The sequence below is a fragment of the Maridesulfovibrio salexigens DSM 2638 genome, from assembly GCF_000023445.1.
GTDB lineage: Bacteria > Desulfobacterota > Desulfovibrionia > Desulfovibrionales > Desulfovibrionaceae > Maridesulfovibrio > Maridesulfovibrio salexigens.
On sequence record NC_012881.1, the window covers coordinates 1,038,165 to 1,061,390 of the forward strand.

Annotated in this window: 18 protein-coding genes; 12 read left to right on the forward strand and 6 right to left on the reverse strand. The window is 45.9% G+C overall.

Translation table 11 applies throughout. From position 1 onward, the window contains the following. The first annotated feature begins 2 nt into the window (after positions 1-2). Both DESAL_RS04660 and DESAL_RS04665 read left to right on the forward strand, forming a co-directional pair. Positions 3-2,117: an FAD-dependent oxidoreductase gene (locus tag DESAL_RS04660; protein WP_015850809.1), complete on the forward strand. Its 2,115-nt coding sequence runs from the start codon at positions 3-5 to the stop codon at positions 2,115-2,117. Between the two features lie 12 nt (positions 2,118-2,129). Next, positions 2,130-3,176, forward strand: coding sequence for an FAD:protein FMN transferase (locus DESAL_RS04665; RefSeq protein WP_015850810.1), 1,047 nt, complete (start codon positions 2,130-2,132; stop codon positions 3,174-3,176). Between the two features lie 263 nt (positions 3,177-3,439). Here the strand turns inward: DESAL_RS04665 and DESAL_RS04670 are convergent, their stop codons facing one another. Both DESAL_RS04670 and DESAL_RS04675 read right to left on the reverse strand, forming a co-directional pair. Beyond that, positions 3,440-5,113: a putative bifunctional diguanylate cyclase/phosphodiesterase gene (locus tag DESAL_RS04670; protein ID WP_015850811.1), complete on the reverse strand. Its 1,674-nt coding sequence runs from the start codon at positions 5,111-5,113 to the stop codon at positions 3,440-3,442. 107 nt (positions 5,114-5,220) lie between these two features. Next, the gene (locus tag DESAL_RS04675; RefSeq protein WP_015850812.1) at positions 5,221-6,549 is read right to left on the reverse strand and encodes a transporter substrate-binding domain-containing diguanylate cyclase; all 1,329 of its coding nucleotides are present in this window, start codon (positions 6,547-6,549) and stop codon (positions 5,221-5,223) included. A gap of 244 nt (positions 6,550-6,793) precedes the next feature. Here DESAL_RS04675 and DESAL_RS04680 point away from each other — a divergent pair, with 244 nt between their 5' ends. From DESAL_RS04680 to DESAL_RS04700, 5 genes are all read left to right on the forward strand, one after another. Next, positions 6,794-7,795, forward strand: coding sequence for a BMP family ABC transporter substrate-binding protein (locus tag DESAL_RS04680; protein ID WP_245543787.1), 1,002 nt, complete (start codon positions 6,794-6,796; stop codon positions 7,793-7,795). Beyond that, complete coding sequence (locus DESAL_RS04685; protein WP_015850814.1) at positions 7,785-8,969, forward strand: diguanylate cyclase; 1,185 nt, start codon at positions 7,785-7,787, stop codon at positions 8,967-8,969. Before DESAL_RS04680 ends, DESAL_RS04685 begins: the two co-directional genes overlap by 11 nt. 31 nt (positions 8,970-9,000) lie before the next feature. Beyond that, on the forward strand, positions 9,001-9,327 hold the full coding sequence (locus DESAL_RS04690) for a DMT family transporter (protein ID WP_015850815.1): 327 nt from the start codon (positions 9,001-9,003) through the stop codon (positions 9,325-9,327). Between the two features lie 205 nt (positions 9,328-9,532). After that, positions 9,533-11,266 carry a bacteriohemerythrin gene (locus DESAL_RS04695; protein ID WP_015850816.1) on the forward strand — a complete coding sequence of 578 codons (1,734 nt, stop codon included), beginning with the start codon at positions 9,533-9,535 and terminating at the stop codon, positions 11,264-11,266. Between the two features lie 124 nt (positions 11,267-11,390). Beyond that, positions 11,391-12,443 (forward strand): potassium channel family protein, encoded by a 1,053-nt coding sequence (locus tag DESAL_RS04700; RefSeq protein WP_015850817.1) that lies wholly within the window; start codon positions 11,391-11,393, stop codon positions 12,441-12,443. Between the two features lie 15 nt (positions 12,444-12,458). Here the strand turns inward: DESAL_RS04700 and DESAL_RS04705 are convergent, their stop codons facing one another. The 4 genes from DESAL_RS04705 to DESAL_RS04720 are packed head-to-tail and all read right to left on the reverse strand — an operon-like array spanning position 12,459 to position 17,147. Beyond that, entirely contained in the window at positions 12,459-13,970 is a 1,512-nt protein-coding gene (locus tag DESAL_RS04705) for an ATP-binding protein (RefSeq protein ID WP_015850818.1), read from the reverse strand. Next, on the reverse strand, positions 13,967-14,527 hold the full coding sequence (locus tag DESAL_RS04710) for a YfiR family protein (RefSeq protein WP_015850819.1): 561 nt from the start codon (positions 14,525-14,527) through the stop codon (positions 13,967-13,969). The genes DESAL_RS04705 and DESAL_RS04710 overlap by 4 nt, the downstream gene beginning before the upstream one ends. Then, positions 14,515-16,446 (reverse strand): TonB-dependent receptor plug domain-containing protein, encoded by a 1,932-nt coding sequence (locus DESAL_RS04715; RefSeq protein WP_015850820.1) that lies wholly within the window; start codon positions 16,444-16,446, stop codon positions 14,515-14,517. Before DESAL_RS04715 ends, DESAL_RS04710 begins: the two co-directional genes overlap by 13 nt. 2 nt (positions 16,447-16,448) lie before the next feature. Next, on the reverse strand, positions 16,449-17,147 hold the full coding sequence (locus tag DESAL_RS04720; protein ID WP_015850821.1) for a response regulator transcription factor: 699 nt from the start codon (positions 17,145-17,147) through the stop codon (positions 16,449-16,451). 250 nt (positions 17,148-17,397) lie between these two features. Between DESAL_RS04720 and DESAL_RS04725 the strand changes: the two genes are divergently transcribed. The 5 genes from DESAL_RS04725 (at position 17,398) to flgK (ending at position 23,166) form a co-directional block, all read left to right on the forward strand. Next, on the forward strand, positions 17,398-18,255 hold the full coding sequence (locus DESAL_RS04725) for a flagellin N-terminal helical domain-containing protein (RefSeq protein ID WP_015850822.1): 858 nt from the start codon (positions 17,398-17,400) through the stop codon (positions 18,253-18,255). Positions 18,256-18,596: 341 nt separating this feature from the next. Continuing rightward, positions 18,597-19,142, forward strand: coding sequence for an RNA polymerase sigma factor (locus DESAL_RS04730; protein WP_015850823.1), 546 nt, complete (start codon positions 18,597-18,599; stop codon positions 19,140-19,142). After that, positions 19,139-19,819, forward strand: a complete 681-nt coding sequence (locus DESAL_RS04735; RefSeq protein WP_015850824.1) for a flagellar hook assembly protein FlgD — start codon at positions 19,139-19,141, stop codon at positions 19,817-19,819. The genes DESAL_RS04730 and DESAL_RS04735 overlap by 4 nt, the downstream gene beginning before the upstream one ends. Positions 19,820-19,842: 23 nt before the next feature. Next, positions 19,843-21,384, forward strand: a complete 1,542-nt coding sequence (locus DESAL_RS04740; protein ID WP_015850825.1) for a flagellar hook protein FlgE — start codon at positions 19,843-19,845, stop codon at positions 21,382-21,384. A 30-nt stretch (positions 21,385-21,414) separates the two neighbouring features. Continuing rightward, positions 21,415-23,166, forward strand: coding sequence for a flagellar hook-associated protein FlgK (gene flgK, locus DESAL_RS04745; RefSeq protein ID WP_015850826.1), 1,752 nt, complete (start codon positions 21,415-21,417; stop codon positions 23,164-23,166). The last annotated feature ends 60 nt before the right edge of the window (positions 23,167-23,226 follow it).

Here is a 23,226-nt window from a genome sequence, read left to right on the forward strand (position 1 = left end):
TTATGGTTACTTCTTCTATACTGGTCCTATTCCTGCTCGGACTTACTGCCGCAGCTGTTCTGGCTGCCGCATCCAAGGTTCTGCATGTTGAGGAAGATCCCCGCATTGCTGAAGTCGAAGGATGTTTCCCCGGCGCCAACTGCGGTGGTTGCGGATACCCAGGTTGCAACGCAGCTGCAGGTGCAATTGTAAAAGGTGAAGCCGCTCCCGAGATCTGCGTTGCCGGTGGCCCTGAGATTGCAGAAAACATTGCTGCTATCATGGGGCTTGAAGCTTCTTTCAAAGAGCCCAAGGTTGCCAACAACATCTGCACCGGTGGTTCCCGTGCAAATTTGCTCTTCGATTACGAAGGCGTTGAAGACTGCCGCGCTGAAGCACTGCTCTACGGTGGTGAAAAGTCCTGCGGTCTTGGTTGTCTCGGTCTCGGTTCCTGCGTAAAAGTCTGCGGCTTTGATGCTATCCGCCTTAACGAAGACGGCGTACCTGTTGTAGACATGAACGCCTGCGTTTCCTGCGGTAAATGCGCAGAAGTATGCCCCACCGGAGCTATCCGCGTGAGTGGTATGACCATGGACCTGCTCCATCTCAACAAAATCGACGATTGTCTGGCTCCCTGCATGCAGAAATGTCCGGCTCAGATCGACGTTCGTACCTATATCAACCAGATGAAAAACGGCGACATGCGCGGCGCTCTGCTGACCATGAAGGAACGCAACCCGCTGCCGCTGGCTGTGGGCCGTCTTTGTCCCGCACCCTGTGAAACCATCTGCCGTCGTAATATCGCTGATGATGGTGTGGCTATCCACACCCTGCACCGTTTCGTAGCTGACTGGGAAATGAACTCCGGTTCGCGCGTAAACCTGAACTGCAACCCGCCGTCCGGTCACAAGGTTGCAATCATCGGTGCCGGTCCCGCAGGTCTTTCCGCAGCTTACTTCCTGCGCCGTATCGGTCACGAGCCTGTGATCTTTGAAAAGCGCGAGCAGACCGGTGGTATGATGAAGGGTGTTATCCCTGAATACCGTCTGCCTTCCAAAGTTGTAGACTGGGAAGTTCAGACCATCCTCGACCTCGGCGTTGAAGTTAAAAACGGCGTTGAGTTCGGTAAAGATATTACTTTTGAAACCCTTGAACGTGACGGCTTTGAAGCTGTGTTCATCGCAACCGGTGCTTGGAAAGTCCCTGCTCTCGAGCTTGAAAACTCTAAGGCTGAAGGCGTTATGGACGCTGTTACTTTCCTTGAGGAAGTCGGCAAGTCCATCACTGACCTCAAAGGCAAGAAGGTTGTTGTCATCGGCGACACCAACACCGCTATGGACGTTGTGCGCAGTGCAGCACGTCTGGACTGCAATGTGACTTCTCTGGTCGGTTGCATCCAGCGTAAGATGTCCGCAAACAAGAATGAAGTTAAACGCGCTACTGAGCTGGGAAGTGAGCTTCTCTTTCTAACCAAGCCTACCCGTTTCATTGCTGAAAACGGCAAGGTCAGCGGCGTTGAATATATTGAAGTTCAGTACAAGGACCCCAAGAAGGCCCTTGGCGACCCCCTGCCTGTTGAAGGTACTGAGCAGACCATTGATGCCGATCTGGTTGTCATCGCCACAGACCGTGTGCCCGATATGACCCCGTTCACTGATGCTGAAGGAAATATTCCCTTCAAAATCAACAAGAAAACCGGCGGTATCGATTGCGATAAGACCTCCATGCAGACCAGCATGCCTAACGTTTTCGTTGGTGGTGAGCTGCATACCGGTCGCTCTATCATTATTCAGGCAGTTGCTGACGGACGTATGGCAGCCCGCGGAATCCACCACTTTGTTACCGAAGGGGAGATTCCTGAGCCCAAGAACCCGCAGCTTCGTGTCATCCCTGAATCCATCCTCAAGAATATGGATGTTACCTACACCATCCCGAGAATCAAGGTTCCCGAGATCACTGTTGAAGAGCGTAAGTCCACATTCAAGGAAGAAGTTAAAGGCTCCATCGTTTATGAAGCAGCCCGTAAGGAAGGCAGTCGTTGCCTCCGTTGCGGCCTGACCTGCTACGATGCGGAAGCCGGTGCGGAATACGCACAGGATTCCGACGTGCAGAAGTTCAGCGAATTGGGCAAGGAGTAGGGGACTTAGGTCATGGAAAATGCGGTTAGGCGTTCATTCGTCAAATCATTTGGTGACATCGGCTCCAAGGCGGCACTCATAGCCCACCCTCTCGGTGCGGCAATGAAACTGGCCGATACCTTGCGAATCGGTGACAGGCGGCACAAGTATACTGCGACCCGTTTTCTTATGGGGACGGAAGTCAGCATTGCCGCTTTACATCTGTCCAAGGATGCGGCTCAGCATGCCGTTGAGCTGGCTTTTCTCGAAATAGAGCGTCTTTCCGCTATCTTTGACCGCCATCGTCCGGGTACTCCGGTTTCCCAACTTAATGAAACCGGAAAGCTGAGCGACGTTTCACCAGAACTCTATGAAGTAATGGGTAAAGCTCAGGCTTACTATCACCTCTCCAATGGGACATTTGATGTAACTGTACTTCCTGTTTTGGAAATGTTGCAAAAGAATAGAGATCTCGAGGGCCGGTTGAAACTTAGCCAGAGTGATTTTGATGATGCACTGGGACTTGTGGGAGCTAATTCCGTTAATGTTTGCAAAAACGGGATCAGTTTCAGCAAAAGCTCCATGGCTGTGACCTTGGATGGTATCGGCAGGGGCTACATTGTAGACAAGGCTTCGGATGTACTGGCAGCAAACGGAGTGGAGAATCATCTGATCATCGCAGGCGGGGATATCCGCGCCGGTGGTGAACGTTCTCCGGGACAGCCTTGGATTGTCGCTATTGAGGACCTTTCCGGCAAGGGAGGCTCTACTGCGGTAATCAGGCTTAAGAATGCTGCTGTATCAACTTCTGGGGGCTGTGAGTTCTATTTTGATTCCGAACGTGCTCATTATCACGTACCAAACTTCAGAAATGCGATTTCATCGTGTCAGGGTGTCAGCCTTTCGGTTGTGGCCCCCACGGTGATGGAAGCTGATGCTCTTTCCACTGCGGCATTTGTAATGAATCCCAAGGAAGCGATCAGTTTTATCAACTCGCAGAAACATAAAGAATGCCTGATCTCCCGTTCATCCGGTGCAAAATTGCATTCCTGTAATTGGGAAGCGAAGGTCGGGATTTAATTCAATATAAAGTCTGTTCCGGATGTCGGGGACTTAAAACCTCCTAAATGAAGGTTCCCGGCACACTGTAGGGACGGTGTGGCACATATATCAAACTCCTCTGTCTGAATTTGATATGAAAAAATTAGTTTCCCCAAAATAAGTAGAGCATATTTTGGGATGTGATTAACTGCCGTTCAGGGCAACAACGCAGTAGTTCGGAATACGACGTCCTCATACATGGGATACACCTCGTCCCCATGAAAGCCAAACGGACCGGAAGCTCACTCTTCCGGTCCGTTTATTTTTTTATAATCTGAAATAAGTTTTTGTGCTTCTTCCTTTGGCATCGGTCTGCCCAGATAAAAGCCTTGCACGGTGTCGCAGTTCAGTTCTCTTAATATTTCCAGTTGCTGTTCAGTCTCAACACCTTCTGCAACAGCTTCCATATTCAACCCGTGAGCCAGTTTGATGATTGATTCAAGTAGTTTGGCGCAGTCATTTCCGGGTTTGATCCCCATGATGAAACTGCGGTCAATTTTGACGCTCCGGGCAGGGAAGTTGTTCAGGTAAGCCAGTGATGAATAGCCGGTTCCGAAGTCATCAATTGCACAGTGAACACCCAGCTTATTAAGAGTCTTGAGGCGTGCTGCTGCCAGTTCAGGGTCATTCACAAATGCGGATTCAGTCAGCTCCAGATAAAGAGACTGTAAAGGAATATTATATTTATCGATGGTCTCTTCAATATAGCGCATCATGGAGGATTCTGTGATGTGCTTGGCGCTGAGGTTTATGGAAATATGCAGGTTTTCACAGGCACCGGAAACCTTAAGACAGTCAGACCACATAGAGCATGCTTTTCTCATTACCAAGCGGTCAAGTTCGACTATAAGCCCTGTCTCTTCTGCCAGAGGGATAAATTCAGCCGGGCTGACCATTCCCCGGTCAGGGTGGTGCCATCGAACCAGAGCTTCAAAACCTGAAAGTTCTATTCCATTCTGAATTCTGAATTGTGGTTGGAATACCAACTTGAACTGATCTTCCTGCAATGCGGTTCGGAAACTATTCTCGAACTTTAAAATATCGTGCGTCTGGTTGAGCATTGTTTTGGTAAAAATGCTTACGACATTGTTACCGCGCTGTTTTGAGCGGCGCATAGCAATATTTGCGCGATTTAAGATATCATCCGCAGTGACTTTATCCTGAATGTTATATGCATAAATGCCGAAGCTTATATCAAGGCTGAAGTGCAGGCCGTCTATTTCAAAGGGATGCAGTATTTTTTCACGTAACTTTCGTAATTTAAGTATGCTTTTATTGGCTGAGACATTCTTTTCGAGTATGATGAAATCATCGCCTCCAAGTCTGCAAACAAGGGCTTCCGGGCCAACAGCTTCGATGAGTCTTTCTGCAAATTGAATGAGAATTTGATCACCGATGTGATGTCCGAAGCTGTCGTTCACTTTTTTGAAATTTAGAAGATCGAGAAAAAAGACGCTGAATTGAAGGTCAGAATTTCTACTCTGCACAAGATATGCATTCAATTGGTTGGTAAGCATTCTCCGGTTTGGCAGTTTTGTCATGTAGTCGTGGTATGCCTGACTCTTTAATGCATTTCTCGACTTCAAAAGTTTTTTGAACATGTTCAGTGTCAAGTAAGCTGTAGCCAGAACAAATAATGAACCGAGAAATAATATCGGGCCGAAAATTGAATTGAAATCAATTTCGTAATGGAAAGTAATGGCAACAATAACGGCAGAATATCCCGCGAGAAAAGAGCCTATAAGTCCAATGAGAACAAGGAAGCTCTTACGCGTTTGCCTGTACAGTGACGGTTCCTGTTTGCGCAGGGAGAGAAGCTGCCTGAAATAAAAAGAAATACCGAATAGAAGTATTGTCAGTCCTGAAAGAATACAGGCGAAAAAGAAGGATGATTCGGGGTCTTTTAATATATGCATGCGTTAATTTAAAATTAGTACATATTTGTGTCAATTAGAGCTTTTATGTCTTGTTCCTGACTTAATTTAAATAGGCCAGCAACAGTTTGGTCAACTGCCATTAATGGTTAAGTCATAGTAACTTTGTTTCGGCCTTGCTCTTTTGAACTGTATAGTGCTGTGTCACATCTCGCAAATAGGCTCATAAAATCATCTTGTTGGTTTATTTCTGTTATACCGAAGCTTGCCGTGCAATTGTTTATAGTCGGGAAACGTGTTTCTGCGATCCGTTGCCGTAGTTTTTCAGCGATGATCATGCCTTCACCGGATGTAGTTTCAGGACAGACTACAATAAACTCTTCTCCACCCCAACGTCCGATTCGGTCCGTTTTGCGGGTGTTGGAAATAAGAATTTCAGCGAAGCGTACAAGAACGTTGTCTCCGACTGCATGTCCATATGTGTCATTAATTGTTTTAAAATTATCTATATCAATCAGGATGAATGTTATGGGTGTATTATATCTTTTGAAACGGTCGAATTCATGATGCATGATTTCGTCCATTTTTCTGCGGTTGTATAATCCGGTAAGCATATCAGTCTGAGACATCTGGCGAAGTTCTTCTGTTCTGGATGCTACCTGTCGTTTCAATGTAAAGATGTAAAGAAATATGAATCCACCGGCCATTATGCCAAAACCTGCTATAGCGGTAGGCAGGAACCAGTCTGGAGTTACGCTGACAGCCTGAATCCATTTTTGGGTGATACGGTTTATTTCCTGATCAGGAATATTTTGCATTCCTTCTTCAATAAATTTCCGCAGATTTTTATTTCCCTTGCTGACTGCGGCATGAAGTTGTTTCGTGTAAAGTGTTTCTGCTACATAGAATTTGTCATGAATCCCCATTTTGTGCAGATGGTACATTGCTGCCGGATAATCCGTAACAAATGCAAGTCTTGAGTCTGAGATTACGTTTTCATTGGGGTAAGAAACCAGTTTAATTTCCGGGTATTTTTCACGGATATAAGATTCAGCATAACCGTCCTTGGTTACAGCTAGTGGGAAGTCCCCGAGTTCTGATAATTTGTTGATGTTCAGTTTTGTGGAGACGAAGAGCCTTGTATTGAGAGGAAGCTTCAGTGATTTTGTAAAATCCATATACTTGCTGCGTTCAATTGACTTGTACAGCCCGCCGTGGATTATCTCTTTATTGCTTTTGAGCAGCTCTAATGATTTGCTCCAATCTGTGAGTATGAACTTAATCTGCTTGTTGTTTCTTTTTCCGAATTCCCGCCATAGATCGATCAAAAGTCCTCTTGGTTCTCCATTTTCGCCTGTGAATGAATATGGAGGCCATGCATTTGAGTTCGTAATGGTCAGGGTTTGCGGGATTTCTTCTGCGTATGCAGGAACCGTCAATATTAAAAGAAGAAGTATCTTCAGAAGATATATGCGCATCAATTCTCCATCTAATCAGAAATATTATATTAAGTTAGTCTTAAACATAGAACTATGGCAAGTATACCAGCGTTAGAAGAATGAATCTAAAATTAAAGTAAAAATGGTAGCTTTGCTTTTAATGAGAAAAGTATTATTTTTAAAATTCTGATATTAGTTAATAGTTTAAGACAGGTATCTTATTAAGTATTAAAATGTTTACTGTGAATTGGTTTTGATTTTCTAAAGGTGCTTGATGAAAAAAATGTTTAAAATAATGATGCTGATGGCATCTTTCATTCTACTCTCAGTTAGTTCCCATGCTGATGAATTTAAACCGATCATTGTTTATCAGGGAAAGATTGAAGAGAATTCATTCAGTGTGGCGATTCATAAAGGAGTAGAAAGATTCGAGGCTAAGACAGGTGAAAAGTGTGCAGAAGTCGAAGTCGGAATGACCTTCAAAGAATACATTGATACGGTTACTGAATATGCTGACAAGGGCTATTCTCCGATATTTCTCCTGTACGGCAACCATTTTCCGGATATGGTTTCTTTCGTAAGAAAGTATCCTGCAACCAGATTTATTGTCCTTGATACTGTCCGCGATGAGCCGAATGTTTACTCATTTGTGCTGGCCGATCATGAAGGTTCATTTCTTGCCGGAGCTTTGGCGGCAATGTCTTCAAAAAGCAATAAGCTTGGATTTATTTCAATTGTCGATACAGATTTCCAGCGTCGTTTTTTGTGCGGATACTCTCAAGGAGCCAAGTACATAAACCCGGACATTGAGGTGCTCGAAGGGTTTACAGGGAGCTATCCTGGGGCATGGTTTGACGGTAATGCAACCGCACGTATGGCTGACAAAATGATGGATCAGGGGGCTGATGTTATTTTTCAGGCCGCAGGCGGAGCCGGACCAGCTGTTCTTAAAGCCTGTGCTGAGCGCGGCAGGCTTGGCATCGGTGTGGATATTAACCAGAACTCCCTGCATCCCGGAACTGTGCTCACATCTATGGTCAAACATACTGATAAGGCGATTTATGCTGCTTTGATGTTGGCCAGACGAGGAATATGGCGTGATAATTATAAGCGTTTAGGACTGGAGCAGGAAGCAGTTGGTATTGTATTTGATGAACATAATAAAAATTTGGTGACTGAAGAGATGCGTAATCGAATTGAAAATATCCGCAAAAAGATAGTACTCGGAGAAATCATAGTTCACGAATACACAGAAAAACCGGTCTGTCCAAATCATGACAAGTAACAATGTTTTACGATTTCACAGTATCTCACTGTTCCTGCTGAAGGTCTTGTTGATAGGACTGGTTGTTCCGCTTGCAGCAGGTATGACGGTTTTGTTTGCGATGGAGGAAAAGGAGCTGAAGTCTCAGCTTAACGAATTTCATCAGAACTCGCTGGCAACCTTGGTTAACAGTGCCGAGGATTCAATGCTTTCCTTCTCACCGGAAGAAGCTCGAAACATTGTGAGCATTCTTTTACAGGATGAACGTATTGTAAGAATAGAAATATTTTCATCTATTTATGACCTCTACCTCCTGCGCGTTTCCAAGGAAACACCTGAACATCAGTACAATGTGTATGAACTGAAGCAGAACGTAACGAAGAACAATGAAGAGTTGGGATACGTGTTGGTGGCAGTTGACAAAGATTGGGTTGTACCGAGGCTTCAAGCTGAACGTAACCGCACTATAGTTCTGTTTGTAACGATGTTTATGGGAGGGCTGCTGCTGATAATTCCGGCTATTTATTTCAAAGTCTTCAAGCCCTTGAGTCGTTTGATGAAGCAGGTGAGAGTTATTTCAAAGGGAGAACTGGGTGTTCCGTTTTCGTGGCAGGGTAATGATGAGTTTTCCATGCTGGGTAGAACTCTTGATGATATGCGTACCAAACTGGATAAGAACTTCAGCTTAATGCGTGAAATGGCAGTAACTGATGAACTAACGGGACTGCCCAACCGCCGTGGGTTTCATAGCGAAGTTGAAAAATTGCTCTGGTTGAGTGATCGTTACAACCATCCGCTTATTATTGCTCTTTTTGATATTGATTATTTTAAAACTATCAATGATAGTTTTGGCCATGCTGTAGGAGATGAAGTTTTAAAAAACTTTGCCGAGTTTATTTCAGGACGGATACGCAAGACAGACCTTTTTGCCCGGGTTGGTGGGGAGGAATTTGTCTTGGTTATGCCCGAAACCTCCCGTGACGATGGCCATAAACTGCTTGATCTGCTTAGACATGAAGTTTCGGTTCATGAGTTCCCGCATGGTAATACCGTTACCGTAAGTGTCGGATATACAGATAATTCCGGTTCCGACACGTTGGAAGAGTTGATGGATATAGCTGATAAGGCTCTGTATAAAGCGAAGCAGGACGGGCGTGACAGGATTATTTTCGGTTCCATAAATGAATCATCATAAATGTGGGTATTAATTTAAATTTAGGTAATAAATGCAATATTGGATCATACTTGCATGTGCAATCGTACTGGAGGTTTGCGGTACTATTGCCATGAAATTTTCTGAAGGTTTTACCAGAATAGTCCCTTCCGTATTAATGTTTGTCCTCTATGGGGCTTCTTTCACCGCTTTGGCCTTTGCTCTTAAGAAAATCGATGTCAGCGTGGCCTATGCTATCTGGTCCGGGCTCGGAACAGCAATCATTTTCACTATAGGGATTTTCTTTTTCAAAGAGTCTGTCTCGGTTCTTAAGGTAGTCAGTTTGCTGCTAATTATTACCGGAGTGGTAGGGCTTAAATTGAGCGGTGCCAGCCATTAAGATTATTATTCATGAATTTCTAGAAGTGATTGCTGACTCTTATTTTTAAATACATCTAGACTTAAATGGTAACCATTCCTATTAAGCTTCTGTTTAGCATTGAATCAAAAAGGTTTGTCACAGAAAATAATTTTATTTTTTAATACGTCAGTGTTATTCCACACATACTTAACTGAATGAATATGTAAATAAAAGGTTGCAATTTATGAATATTTCTACTCGCTTGAAACTTTCAGCTTTTGTTCTTGGTTTTATCCCGGCAATTATCGCCATAATTCTTTTTGCTTTCAGTCCCGAGTTTGTTTTTGGCTCTGTGTCTTCGACTGTAGTGTTGTGCGGTATTGCTGCAAGTCTGTTGCTCACAATTTTTATCGTGTACAGCATCAGCCGCAATGTGATTTCACCCATTGAAAATCTGCGCGATTTTGCAGTTGATGTGCAAAAAGGAAAGGCTAACGATGAGTGCTCCGGTTTTTACATGCATGAACTGGAGGAACTTAAAGTGGCTGTTTGCGCAATGGTCGCCAGTCTTGAAGATGCTAACAAGAGAGCCGAGTCCTTGAGCGAGGAAGCGCGCCTGAAAAATATAGAAATCGAGACAGCATTGCAAAGCAGCCGTGATAAGGAAGAGCAGACTCAAAAGCTTATTGCTTCCATGAGAAAGGCTGCTGACAAAGCCGGTAATTCATCTGAACGTATTTTCTCAGGCATCAATGATCTGAGTGAGCGTATTGAAAAGGTAGGTGAAGGTGTCGAGGTTCAGCGTGACCGCATGACTGAAACCGCCACCGCCATGGAGGAGATGAATTCCACTGTAGCTGAAGTCGCCCGCAATGCCTCGCTTGCCGCAGGGAATGCTGATCAGTCACGTGAAAATGCAGCAACCGGGGCTCGTGGAGTTAATGATGCCGTTGATGCGATTAAAAAGGTTGAGGACGAAGTCCTTTCCCTTAAGCAGACCATGAGCCAGCTTGGGGAGCGTGCAGAAAATATTGACCGGGTCATTAACGTAATTAACGACATTGCTGATCAGACCAACCTGCTGGCCCTGAATGCTGCTATTGAAGCGGCTAGGGCAGGCGAGGCCGGACGCGGTTTTGCCGTTGTTGCCGATGAAGTTCGCAAATTGGCTGAAAAAACAATGGAAGCCACAAAAGAAGTCGGTGACGCTATTACCGATATTCAGGAACATGCCAAAACCAACGTGGCTTCTGTAGATCGTGCTGCAGCCGATATTGTCGCCGGTACTGAAACCGCAGTGGAATCCGGTAAGTACATGCAGGAAATCGTAACCATCATCGAGTCCACTTCCGAGCAGGTTGAATCTATTGCTACTGCTTCCGAAGAGCAGTCAGCCACCAGTGAAGAAATCAATAATGCTGTTTCCGATGTTACACAGGTTGCACAGGAAACCGCAGAGGAAATGGGCGAGGCACGTAATATCCTTATTGAGGTCTCAAGCCTTGTTCAGGAGCTGGACACCTTGATCAACGGAATGGCTCAGGGAGACCTTGCCTCTGCATCCGGTAATGAGCTTGTTACATGGAGTGACACTGCTTATTCGGTCGGAATCAAGGCCATTGATGTGCAGCACAAGAAGCTCGTCGGCATGATCAACGGATTGCACAAGGCCATGCGTGACCGTGCATCGGATACCGTCATGAAAAAACTGGTGGAAGAACTTAAAAACTATACCGTGGACCATTTCAGTACTGAAGAAAAACTTTTTGACCGTTATGGCTATCCCCAGACTCCGGCACATAAGGAGTTGCATGAGAAGTTCGTCAATCAGGTCCTTGAATTCGAAGCCGCATTGCTCAGCGGTAAGGCCAAGGTCACGATGGATGTAATGCAGTTCCTCAAGGACTGGCTGATTCAGCATATTCAGGGTGAAGACCGTAAGTATACCTCATTCCTGAACAGTCACGGAATCCGCTAACTGAAAGATCGGTTCTGCTGACCTTTTTCCCGGATTATAGTTTCCGCACATGGATCAATTCATGTGCGGATTTTTCATATCCGACATTATTGTTATGTGCCCTTTAAAATGCTAAAAATCAGGCATGAAAAAGGGTACTTACTTTTTTTGGGCGGCACTGCTGGGGTATCTTGCCACTATCCTGCTCATCTATCATTTTGAATCAGCCTGTGAGAATTCCAATATTAGAACCATCTTTGATGCTTTCTGGTATTCGCTGGTGACCCTGACTACTATCGGTTATGGGGATCATTATCCCACGTCCGTGGTGGGGAAGATGGTTTCCATGGTTATGGTGCTGGGCAGTGTCGGCATACTCGGCTATTTCATTGGAAGGCTTACCGAACATATTCAGGCTTTGGCGGAGAGACGTAAAATGGGTTTTGACGGAACTGGTTTTAGCAACCATGTGATAATTGTCGGCTGGAATGAATTTTCGGAAGATGTGGTAACCCAGCTTGTTCATGCCGGTAAAAAAGTATGTATTGTTACGGATAACAAAGATCATATTGATTTTATCTACGAGAGCTTTTCACGGAAGCAGGTTTTTGTGATTTTTTCGGATATGAATTGCCGCGAGTGTTTGAAAAAAGCCAATGCAGCTGAAGCCGTCTCACTTATGCCTAATCTTGGCGATGACACCAAGAATCTTGTATTCGTGCTTAACGCCAAAAAATACCATCCCCATCTCTCTTTTGTGGCAACCATTGATAATTCCGAGTTGAAGGAAACTTTTACCAGCGCGGGGGTTAATTTCACCATCTGCCGCAATGATATTTCATCCAAGATTGTAGCCAGTTATATATTTGAACCCAGCGTTGCCCTGTTCAATGAGGATCTTCTCTCTTCGGCTTCAGGTAATCAGGATTATGATGTCCAGCAGTATTTTATCAAGGAAGGCAGCAGGTTTGACGGTCAGAATTACGGAGACATCTTTGAAGAACTGCGCGAATCATTCAATGTTTTGGCCATCGGCGTCAGTCAGGATCGAGGACAGGGGCATGAGTTGAACAAGCTGCCGCCGTCTTCCTTAAGGGTCGGTTCCGGTGATTATCTTATCGTGTTGACTTCAGGGCGCAGTATAGAACGCTTGAATGATGCTTTTGGTTGTTCCGAGGGACTTTATTACGCAGAGTAGTTCTGTGTGGGCAGGCTAAGCCGCGCTGCTTTCGTCTACAAAACATGCTGTCACTTCAGTTCCCGTGGTCTCTGCGGAGTGTACTGAGATTGTAGCCTTGTGTGTTTCGGCAATAAGTTTGGCGGAATATGTTCCCAGCCCGGTTCCGTCTTCTTTTCCAAGGGTAACGTATTTATCGAAAAATCTTTCCCTGATTTCTTCGGGAACAGCCAAGGTGTTCTTGACTGTCACAGATATTGGCGGTCCGCTGTTAATGGCTATAGTGACGGTATCTCCTTCATTGGAAGCTTCCACCGCATTTTTGATCAGGTTACGGAACATTGTTCTCAGGAGCATCCCTTCCCCGGTGAGGAAGATTTCTTCCACTCCTTCTATCTCTTTGCCGTCCAGCATGATGGAAAGATTTACCTTTGACTGGTTCAGCAGCAGGGCCATCTCCTCTTCCAGCGAAGTCATCAGGTCCACCAGATCAACGTTCATGGTTTTCAGACGGTAGATTCCCTGCTCCATTTTAAACATATCCAGATGGAACTGAATCATGTCCAACATACGGTAGCCAGCGGAGGCGATGCGTTTAATGTATTTACGCTGATCTGGACTTAGCGGTTCTTCGTTGTTGAGCAGCAGCTCCGGGTAGCCGATAACAAGGTTGAGTGATGATTTAAGGTCGTGCCTGTTGATGCGTTCAACCTCATCGCGGATCATTTCCGCTGTGCGTCTTTCATGAATCTGTTGCACCAGAAGTTTATTTTTCTTTTCCAGTTCAGCCTGTTTGGAACGTAACTGGCGGGTTCGTTGCGAAACAATATTCTCCAGCATCTCGCGGTGGCTGTTAAGCCACTGGTCACGCTTATCTATTTTGGCCAGCATGGAGTTGAATTCCGTGACCAGATAGCCGATTTCATCATCACTGCGATAGGATACACGGCGCGTGTAGTCTTTGCTTTCAGAAATATCACGTACAGTGTCCGTTAACTGACCTATCGGTTTAGTCAGTTTTCTGCGCAGATATCCAGTAGTCAGAAAGCATGTGGTCAGAACTGTAACCAGAATAAGGCCGGAAGTAGCCAGGTTCTGAAAGAACCAGTCGAGCTGTTCAGTAAAGCAACCATCCAGCACAATGTAGCCCAAGACGTCCTCGCCGGAACGGATTTCTTTTACAATGCGGTAGCGGTTGAAATCTTGGATTGTTTCAGAAGAATCAGTAGGAAGTTCTTTGGCTGATGTTCCGAATTCAGCGAAAATTTTTCCGTCCGGGGTAAATATCGTTGCTCCCATGGAATTACCCACAAGAGTTAGCGACTCCAGCACTTCGGTTGCAGACTCACGGTCATCAAAATCAAGGGCAGGAGCAACTGAAGTGCTCAGGACTTGCGTCAATGAGGTCGCTTTTTTCAGGGTTGCCTGCCTGAAAGAGTGAAAAAATGAGGCAATATTCAACGTCAGGGAGATCACAACCGCGGCAATGGTCGTACCCAGAATCGCGAGGCCTACTTTGCGCCCGATACTGTTCCGGTATTTCTTCATTGGGGTGTGTCTCCACAGTATATTTCAGATAAATTCAGCAGCTTGGAACTAATGGTCAGCCCCGCTTTACGCGCAGCACAGATGTTGACTTGCAGCTTGAAGCGTGAACCTGATTCCACAAGGTTGATCATGCCGCCCATGCGCAGGAATTCAGGACTTTGTCCGATAGTCAGAATCGGCTTGCCGCTGACTTTGTTGAGCACTGCAGCAATAATGCGCGGGTTGTCCACATCGATGAACAAAACTCTGAAATCTTCATCCGGCCAGCGGACCAGTTTAAACTTGTCCGGGTTCTTGAAGAAACGTGAAAGCTTTTTCGGGGCGACAGCAGCAATGGTTACCGGGCGTTGTGCTACTATTCTGCGTTTATCTGGTCCTAGTACATATTTTGTGATTTTCTTTATGAATAAGGCCTGCAATTGCGGCTGAGTAACCTTGATATGGCGTTGTATTCCTGCTTTTGGGCCGGCATGTGCAGTCTGCTCAGGTATGGAACATACCATAAAAAGAGTGGCGATTGTAATTGCCAGTATTTTATGGATATTTAGAAGTCCCATGTCAGCCTCACCGAGCACGATGGTTCTGAAGGAGAATAGTTGCCTTGGTAAACATTGGTCAGCAGATTGTTGCCGATAAGTTCAAGCAAAAGGTCTTGGCGGGCCTGCCATGCCAACCTCACATCAAAGCCGAATCCGGTGGAAAGATCCTTGCTATCCATGGAGTTAAGATAGGATGTAAACAGGTCCAATTCCCAGTCTTCGGCCAGATCTATCAAAGCCTGCAACTTGATATTGTATAGCGCTGAGTTAAGCGGCGGTGAAAAGCCGGGAATTCCTGCCGGGACATCCTGAAAGTCCTGATTGGAAATATCCACAGAAGGTCGCAGAGTCAGGAAAGAATATGGTTGCCAGTCCAGAGCGATCTCTGTTCCGTATGAAACTCCGCTTAATCCACTGTAAGGTGTCGCTGTGTTGGTGCTGTCATCAAAATTAAAAGTGACCATCTGGTCATAGCTGTTCAGATACAGTGAGACATCCAGTTTCAGGGTTTCACTGAAGAGTTTGCGGTATCCGGCTTCAAAGGAGTTCAGCTTTTCATTATCAAGGTCATCGGTGAAATCCATTGTGTATTCTCTTTCCCTGACCCTGACCCTGTAATTACCGTCCCGCAGCCAGAATCCCGGCTTACGGTTGGCGTAGGAATAAGCCAGCCAGTATTCCTCATCGTCTTCCATGTACAGAAGGCGCGCTGTGGGCTGCGGGGCAAGGTCTGAGCCACCGGAATAATCGAGTTTCAGGCCGATGGTCAGGAAGAGCTTTTCATCAATTAAAGTGATGCGGTCTTTAGCAAATGCACTAAAGTCTAGGCGATAGATGCTGTCGTTTGTGACCTGTACATTTTCACCCTGATTGAATTGATCCCAGAAATATTTACCGCCGATTCCGAACGTTAGGAAATGATCATCCAACTGTTCATTGGAGTAGATAAACTCCGAATCGATGGTGTTGGACATGTTTTCCATATCCGTAACTGTGATGGAGCTGCGGGTGTAGGAAGAGCGGAACTGCATGCCGGAACGTGCACCGGTCTTGCGGTCCCAGAGAATCTGGACATAGCCGTTGTAATCACTTTTGTCCTTGTTGGCGGAAAACGGGTTTCCCGGAGGGGAGTTTTCAGTGATTGTGGATCCGGCTATCTGTCCTTGCAGTGAAAACTGGTCGGTATAGGCATTGAGCCAGTCAGCGCGGAAGCCTCCGCTTCCTGTGATCCAATCAGTAGAGCCTTTTTCGGTACGTCCCCGGATATGATAGTTTTTGCCCGGTTCATATTCGCCCTTGGCATATACTGCCATAGTTGCGTTTTCAGATATATGTCCGCCCTTACGGATAAATTGGCTTATACCTTCGGTTCCGGCAGTGGTTACACTTTGTGTCCCCTGCATTTCCGCAGCGGATTTGGTGATGATGTTGATGACGCCGTTGAATGATTCCGAACCCCAGAGACTGGTCCATGGACCTCGTATAACTTCGATCCGCTTAACTGCTTGAATAGGCAGATTCTGGCTGGACCAGATTACCCCGTGGAAGTAGGGCGATGTAATGGGTCTGTTATCTACCAGAATGAGTTGTTTGCTGTTGAATGTGCCTGAGAATCCCCTTACTCCGATGGCCCATTTGTCTGTGTCTGTGCGGGTTACAACTATTCCGGGAACAGTACGCAGAGCTTCGGGAACTGTTTTGGCTCCGCTGCGCTTGATGTCATCTTCGGTGAGGATAGTGTATGAACCGGCTATGTTTTCAAGGGATTGCTTGCGTTCGGAAGGGGATATCATTTCGACCTGTAGCAGGTCTTCAAGATCAAGTTTTTCCAGTTCTGCAGAGACATCCTTGTCTTCTGCAAAACTTGGTGCGGTACCGGCCACCATAGCCAGAAGAATGAGAGAGAGGGCAACAACTGCCAACCGCAACCGGATCATGCTTAGGCCTGAGTCCTCGAAGTCATCATATATCCGCGGCCGCGGATGGTTTTGATTGAGACGGAATCTCCGATTTTGCGGCGCAGGTTGCTCATATGCACGTTGAGTACATAGTCATCAAAGTCGGCGCTCCTGCCGAGGGCGATTTCCATGAGTTCGTCACGCTCAATAAGCTTTCCGCAACTGGCGGCAAGATGTTCAACTATGCTGAATTCAGCAGCGGTGAAGTGGGTTTCGATTCCTTTGACCATAATGGCGTGGGAATCAAGGTTGATATCAAGTTCCCCGACTTTGAGTTTGCCCCGAGAACTGGGGGTGATACTATGGGATTGCGGGGTCATGGAGCAGCGGCGCAGGGAGGCGCGCATGCGGGCCAGCAGTTCACGCAAGGGAAAGGGTTTGCATATGTAGTCGTCAGCACCCATTTCGAGGCCAACAACTCTGTCTACTTCGTCTCCCTTACCGGTAAGCATGATTACCGGGACTGTTGAGTCCAGCCGGATTTTTTCCAGCACATTCAGCCCGCTGATGTCGGGTAGGACAATATCCAGCAGGATGAGATCGTATTCATCGCTGCCGAATGCTTTAAGTCCTTCCTTGGCTGTACATTTGTGATGCAGGCTGTACCCTTCGCCGTCCAGATAGGTGGATAAAAGCTCCCCCATCTCCGGGTCGTCGTCGATAAGAAGTATCTTGTTCATAATTTTCTCCTGCATCGCATACTATGTGTTTAGAAGGGATAAGCAAATAAGTTTAGTGTAAATAAGTGTTAATAAGATTAAGAAATGTTAAGAAAGGCTGAGTCTGTCTATAGTGTCCGCAATTTGAACGGGGTATGAAAATAATTCCGCCATAAACGTTCTTTACCTCCGCTACGTATAAGCAAGTAAAGGCAGGTGAATCGGTCTCTGCTGATAGTGCAAGGATGTACGATAAAACACGGAGGTTTTTATGTCATTAGTAATCAATAACAATACCGTTGCAAATGCTACCGCTCGTCATCTTAATGATGCATACAGCGCTCTCAGTTCTTCTACTGAAAAGATGTCTTCCGGTTTGCGCATCAACTCTGCGGCAGATGATGCAGCGGGTCTTGCTGTCCGCGAACTCATGCGTTCGGATATCTCAACTCTGCAGCAGGGTGTGCGAAATGCCAATGACGGTATTTCAATGATCCAGACTGCAGACGGTGCGCTCGGCGTTGTGGATGAAAAGCTTATCCGCATGAAGGAATTGGCGGAACAGGCTGCAACCGGTACTTACACCTCGGACCAGCGGGCTCTGATTGATCAGGAATATCAGGCAATGGCATCGGAAATCACCCGAATCGCCAGTGCTACTGACTTTAACGGTATTCACCTGCTCAATGGTAATGTCTCCGGCGACAATGCTGTAACCATCCACTTTGGAACCGGTAACGACAGCGCCGAAGATAAGTATGATATTGAGATCGGAACCTGCACCGCCTCAGCTCTCGGTATCGGTAACCAGAGTGCTGAAAATGCCGGCTACACCGTATCCACTCAGGAAGCCGCTCAGGCTTCACTTGAAGCCCTTGATAACGCGATTATCTCCAAGGATAAGATCAGGGCAAACCTCGGTGCTCTCGAAAACAGGCTTGAGGCAACTATTTCCAACCTTGAGATTCAGGGTGAAAACCTGCAGGCCGCAGAATCCCAGATTTCAGACGTGGATGTCGCAACCGAGATGACCAACTATTCCAAGCAGCAGATCATCACCCAGTCTGCGGTTTCAATGCTTGCACAGGCAAACTCCCTGCCTCAGATGGCTCTGTCACTCATCGGCTAGTTCGTCAACTTCTAAAATTTAACCAAGGCCCGGTTTACCGGGCCTTTTTTTGTGATTGTGCATGAGGCTGTTGTCCTGACTTACCGGGATAACGGCCTTTTTTCGTTTTGTGGCGGTTAAATGTTCCGGCAAAAAGTTCCCCTCTGCCGATTTTGCCCCCTCGCAGCCGGAAATGAGCTTCTTCTGACTTAAGAATCCTTAATTTCAGCCTTTTTTCATTAGCTGAGCTAAATCTATTTAACAAATCCTGAATTCAATCTGTTTTATTCTAAATTCAATTTCATTGTAAATTAACATTTGTAGGAATGTAAGTTGCTCCATTCTAGGCAGTAGGAGGAATTATGAATACTTACATTGAACAAAAATACGAATATATTTCTGAAAAAGAAATGAGTTGTTTTTTTAATGAGAATATTAATTTTATTAAAAACGTAGTCAGTAAATTTATATTCTCAAAGTATGTAGGTGCTAATAAAAATGATGTTGATGAAGTATGTCAGGAAGTAGCAGTTAAGATAATAAAAAATGATTACATAGCTAAATATTCATCTGAAAAAAGCTCCATAAATACTTGGTTGTATATCATAAGTCGCTCCGTTGCAGTTGATTATATGAGAAAAAATAATCGTATATATATTAATGTAGATGATCTTGATCAAATTTCAGAACCTGAAAATGAAAAAATAGATTTCAATTTTCCCGAAGATATTTTGTCCAAGAGACAAAAAGAGGTCGTAAGGATGATTTTCTGGGGAGATTTAAAGGCTGTGGAAGTAGCGGAACAGTTGGGCATTACTTCCCGTACAGTCCGCTGCATCAAGCATCAGGCAATTCAGAAACTTCGCCGCCACTTTTCAGCGGCCAGCGAGAGGAGGGTCGTATCATGAGTATCGACGCTGCCAGCTATTACAGCAGTTTTACCGGGTCAAATTCGACCAGCTCTACAACCACGGGCAGCGATAATTCATCGCTTGATCAGGTTGATTTCCTGACCCTGCTGACAACCCAGCTCCAGTATCAGGATCCCACAAATCCTACAGATAACACGGCAATGATCAATCAAATGACCAATTACGCCATGCTTGATGAGGATGTTGCGCAGAATGAAAATCTGGAGGCCATCATTAATCAGCTTGATGCCCTCGCCAGTTTAAGTACTGCCGGATTGATCGGAGAAGAAGTAATGGCACCTGGTGGTTCATTTTCTGTGGAAGGCGGGGAAGCTACCGGTGTGACAATAGATCTGCAGGATGATGCTTCAGAAGTAGGCATAAATATTTACGATTCCGAAGGTGAGCTCGTAGACACAATCTATTTTGACAATTTGGAAGAGGGTGAAATTGAGATCACCGGTGCGCAAATCATGGCTGAAGCAAATCTTGAAAATGATGGAGAGTATACCGCCCTTGTTTTCGCCACAGATTCTGATGGTGCTTCCGTTGAAGCATACATCAAATCAACAGGAACTATCAGTTCGATTGGGAGGGATGACTCAAACAATATAACCCTGACTTTAGATGATGGTCGGGAAGTTTCGATTGGTGACGTTTCGTTTATTTCCTAACCTCATAACACAGGAGTGTTCAGATGAGTCTTACCAGTTCTTTGTATACCGGAATTTCAGGTCTTTATGTCAACTCTTTTGCCACAAGTGTGGTTTCCAACAACCTCGCCAACTCATCCACTGTGGGTTTTAAAAGTTCGGATGCTATCTTTGAGGATGTCTTCTATTCCACCCTTACTACCGGAGGCGGATTGGCTCAGGTGGGGAACGGCGCAGGGGTTTCAACGATTAATACTGACTACTCCCAAGGTACTTACCAGAACTCAAGCATTTCAACCAATGTCGCCATAAATGGGGACGGATACTATATGGTAGTAGATCCGGATACCAGCACTACATACTATACCCGTGCCGGTAATTTCGATTTCGATAAAGATGGTTTCCTTGTTGATGCCTATGGTAATCAGGTTCAGGGGTGGGAGATGGAAAATGGTTCCGCATCCGGATCATTGACCACTATTCAGCTGGATCAGTCCCAGTCTCCGCCTAAAGCGACATCTGAGATAGCATTAACCATGAACCTTGATTCCCAGAGTGTCGATGAGGCCATCACCGCCAATCCCTATACTTCATTGTTCGAACTTTATGACGGTACCCAGAATCCCCCTCTTGATGATTCTCAGTACAGTTATTCTACCACCATGACCGTTTACGATGAAAACGGTTCCGCTCACGACATGACATATTACATGGATCCTGTGGATGTGGATGCTGATGGCAACATAGTCTGGGAATATGTTGCGGCTTATGAAGCGGAAGATGACATGCGCTCAGGCTCCGATGGTTTGGATCTTAACACTACCAGTGGGGCTGGTTTGGCAATGACCGGTACTTTGACCTTCAATTCCGAAGGCCAGATGACTTCAATGACAGCGTTTACTCTTAATGATTCCGCTGCTTCAACTGCAACCAAGGATCCTGCAAACTGGGAATTGGCTTCACTCAGTCCGGCTGGATATCCTGAAGCGAATCTCAACTTTACCGGAAGCGCAGAAGGGCAGAACGTAAGCTTCAACTTCGGTATGTCCAGCGATAATGCCACTTGGGATACCTCCGGCGGTATTACTTCTCTCGCAGATATTACCGCTGCCACAGACTATTCTGATCTGCCGTCATTTAGCGACTACACGCTTGAGACTGGAGCAACCACCAGCTACAGCGACAGCTCATCAGCCACATATGATATTGCGCAGGATGGATATCCCACAGGGTCACTTGTTTCTGTAGAAGTAGACGAGAACGGGATTCTTATCGGGAACTATACCAACAGCCAGTCTATTGAGCTTTTTCAGCTTGGTCTTGCCAGCTTTACCAACGAGAGCGGACTGAAAGCTGAAGGTGGAACCCTCTTTCGTGCAACTACTGATTCCGGTGAAGCAATTATCGGTACAGCCGGTTCCTCCGGTTTTGGTTCAGTTGTTTCCAATGCGCTTGAGGGGTCCAATGTAGATCTTGCCTCCCAGATGACCGAACTGATCATTATCCAGTCTTCGTATCAGGCTAATAGTAAAGTGGTGACTACCGCTGACACACTGCTGCAAACGGCAATCTCTTTGAAAAAGTAGTTTAAGTTTGCATGCTTGCAGGGGGTAGCTATGAGTTTAACAAATACGTTGTCTATAGGTCAGAGGGCTCTTGCGAATGCTCAGGTTTCAATAAACACCACCAGTAACAATATAGCCAATTCCGAAACTGAAGGTTATCAGCGTGCCGATGCTGTCTATGATAGTTTAGGTAATATAAATTCTTATGGGAACAGTTTAGGAACCGGTGCTGATATTGTGGCGATACGGGCGAACTGGGACCGCTTTATCGAAAAGCAGTTCCTAATTGCCCTTGGTTCTTTGTCCTGTAGCGAAGCACAGTTGGGATACCTTTCTCAGATGGATTCTGTCTTCAATCAGAGCGAAGAACAGGGGCTTGCCGCAGCGCAGGATGAATTCTTGAGTGCTTGGAACGGCCTTTCCACCTACCCGGATTCCCTTGCAGAACGTGAAGACCTGCTCGGGGAAGCCGAATCTCTTCTGTATGGTCTAAATTCATCTTATTCCGAACTTCGAGATATGTCTGCCAGCGTGGAGTCTGAGATTGTCGATCAGGTTAATACTGCTAATGAATTGATAGATTCTATCGGGTTACTCAACGAGCAGATTTCAGCCAATCCGGATAACTACGAACTTGTAGCCAGCCGGGATCAGGCCATCCGTGAACTGGATGAACTGATCGGGGTGGAAGTGCTCAGTTATGAAGACGGATCTACCAAGATTTATACTGAGACCGGACACCCGCTGGTAGAGGGGGAGGAAACCCATCACCTTGCAGTTGCATACGATGATGATACTTCCAAGACCGGATTGTTCTGGGAAAACGGTTCCGGCGGTCTGGTGGATATAACACCCATGAGTGACGAGAGCGGAGACGCTGTTTCCGGGCGTATCACCGGAGGCTCAATTGCCGGATTGTTTATTACCCGTGATGAACATATCCAGCCTACTCTGGATAGACTCGATGAGTATGCCGCAGCACTAATATGGGAAACAAACCGTGCTCATTCTCAGGGCGCAGGACTGGAGCCGCATACAGCTGTGGAAGGTACTTACGGTGTTGAAGACCAGACTGCAGCACTTTCCGACAGCGGGCTGGACTTCGAAGATCGAATCACTTCCGGAGAATTCACAATCCATACTTATGATGCGGACGGCAATCCTGAAGCAAGCATAACAATCAGTATTGATCCTTCAACTGATTCTCTAGACGATATTGTCAGTAATATTAATGCTTCGCTAGGAGGGAGTCTTACTGCTTCCGTGAATGCAGATGGTGAATTGGCAATTGAAGCAGTGGGCGATTCATCTTTTGAATTTGGTGAGGATAGCTCCGGTTTTCTGGCTGCTGCGGGGATCAATACTTTTTTCGAGGGCAGCTCAGCCGGAGATATTGCGGTTAATAATTATGTTGCCTCCAACCCCTCGCACCTCAATGCCGGAGAAGTCGGTTCTGACGGAACAGTCGCTTCGGGAAGTAATTCCACAGCCCAGTCCATAAACGATTTGCTCAGCAGAGACGTATCAATAGGTGAGGGGGCGAATGCAACATCGGCTACGTTGACGGAATATCTGTCAGCTATTGTCTCTGATGTGGGAGCGGCTGCTTCCACCATGGAAACTCGGGTAACATGTGATACCGCGGCAGCCCAGATTTATGCCGAACAGCAGGAATCGGTCAGTGGCGTAAATGTCGATGAAGAGCTTGTTAATTTAACTAGACACCAGCAGCAATACGAGGCTGCCTGCCAGATTATTTCAGTTACTCGCGACATGATCGATACCGTTTTGGGTATTGTTTAGTTCAAAAAATAAAGAGTTATCTTGTTTTTCCTCAAAGCAAACCGAGTTTTATTTGAGGTC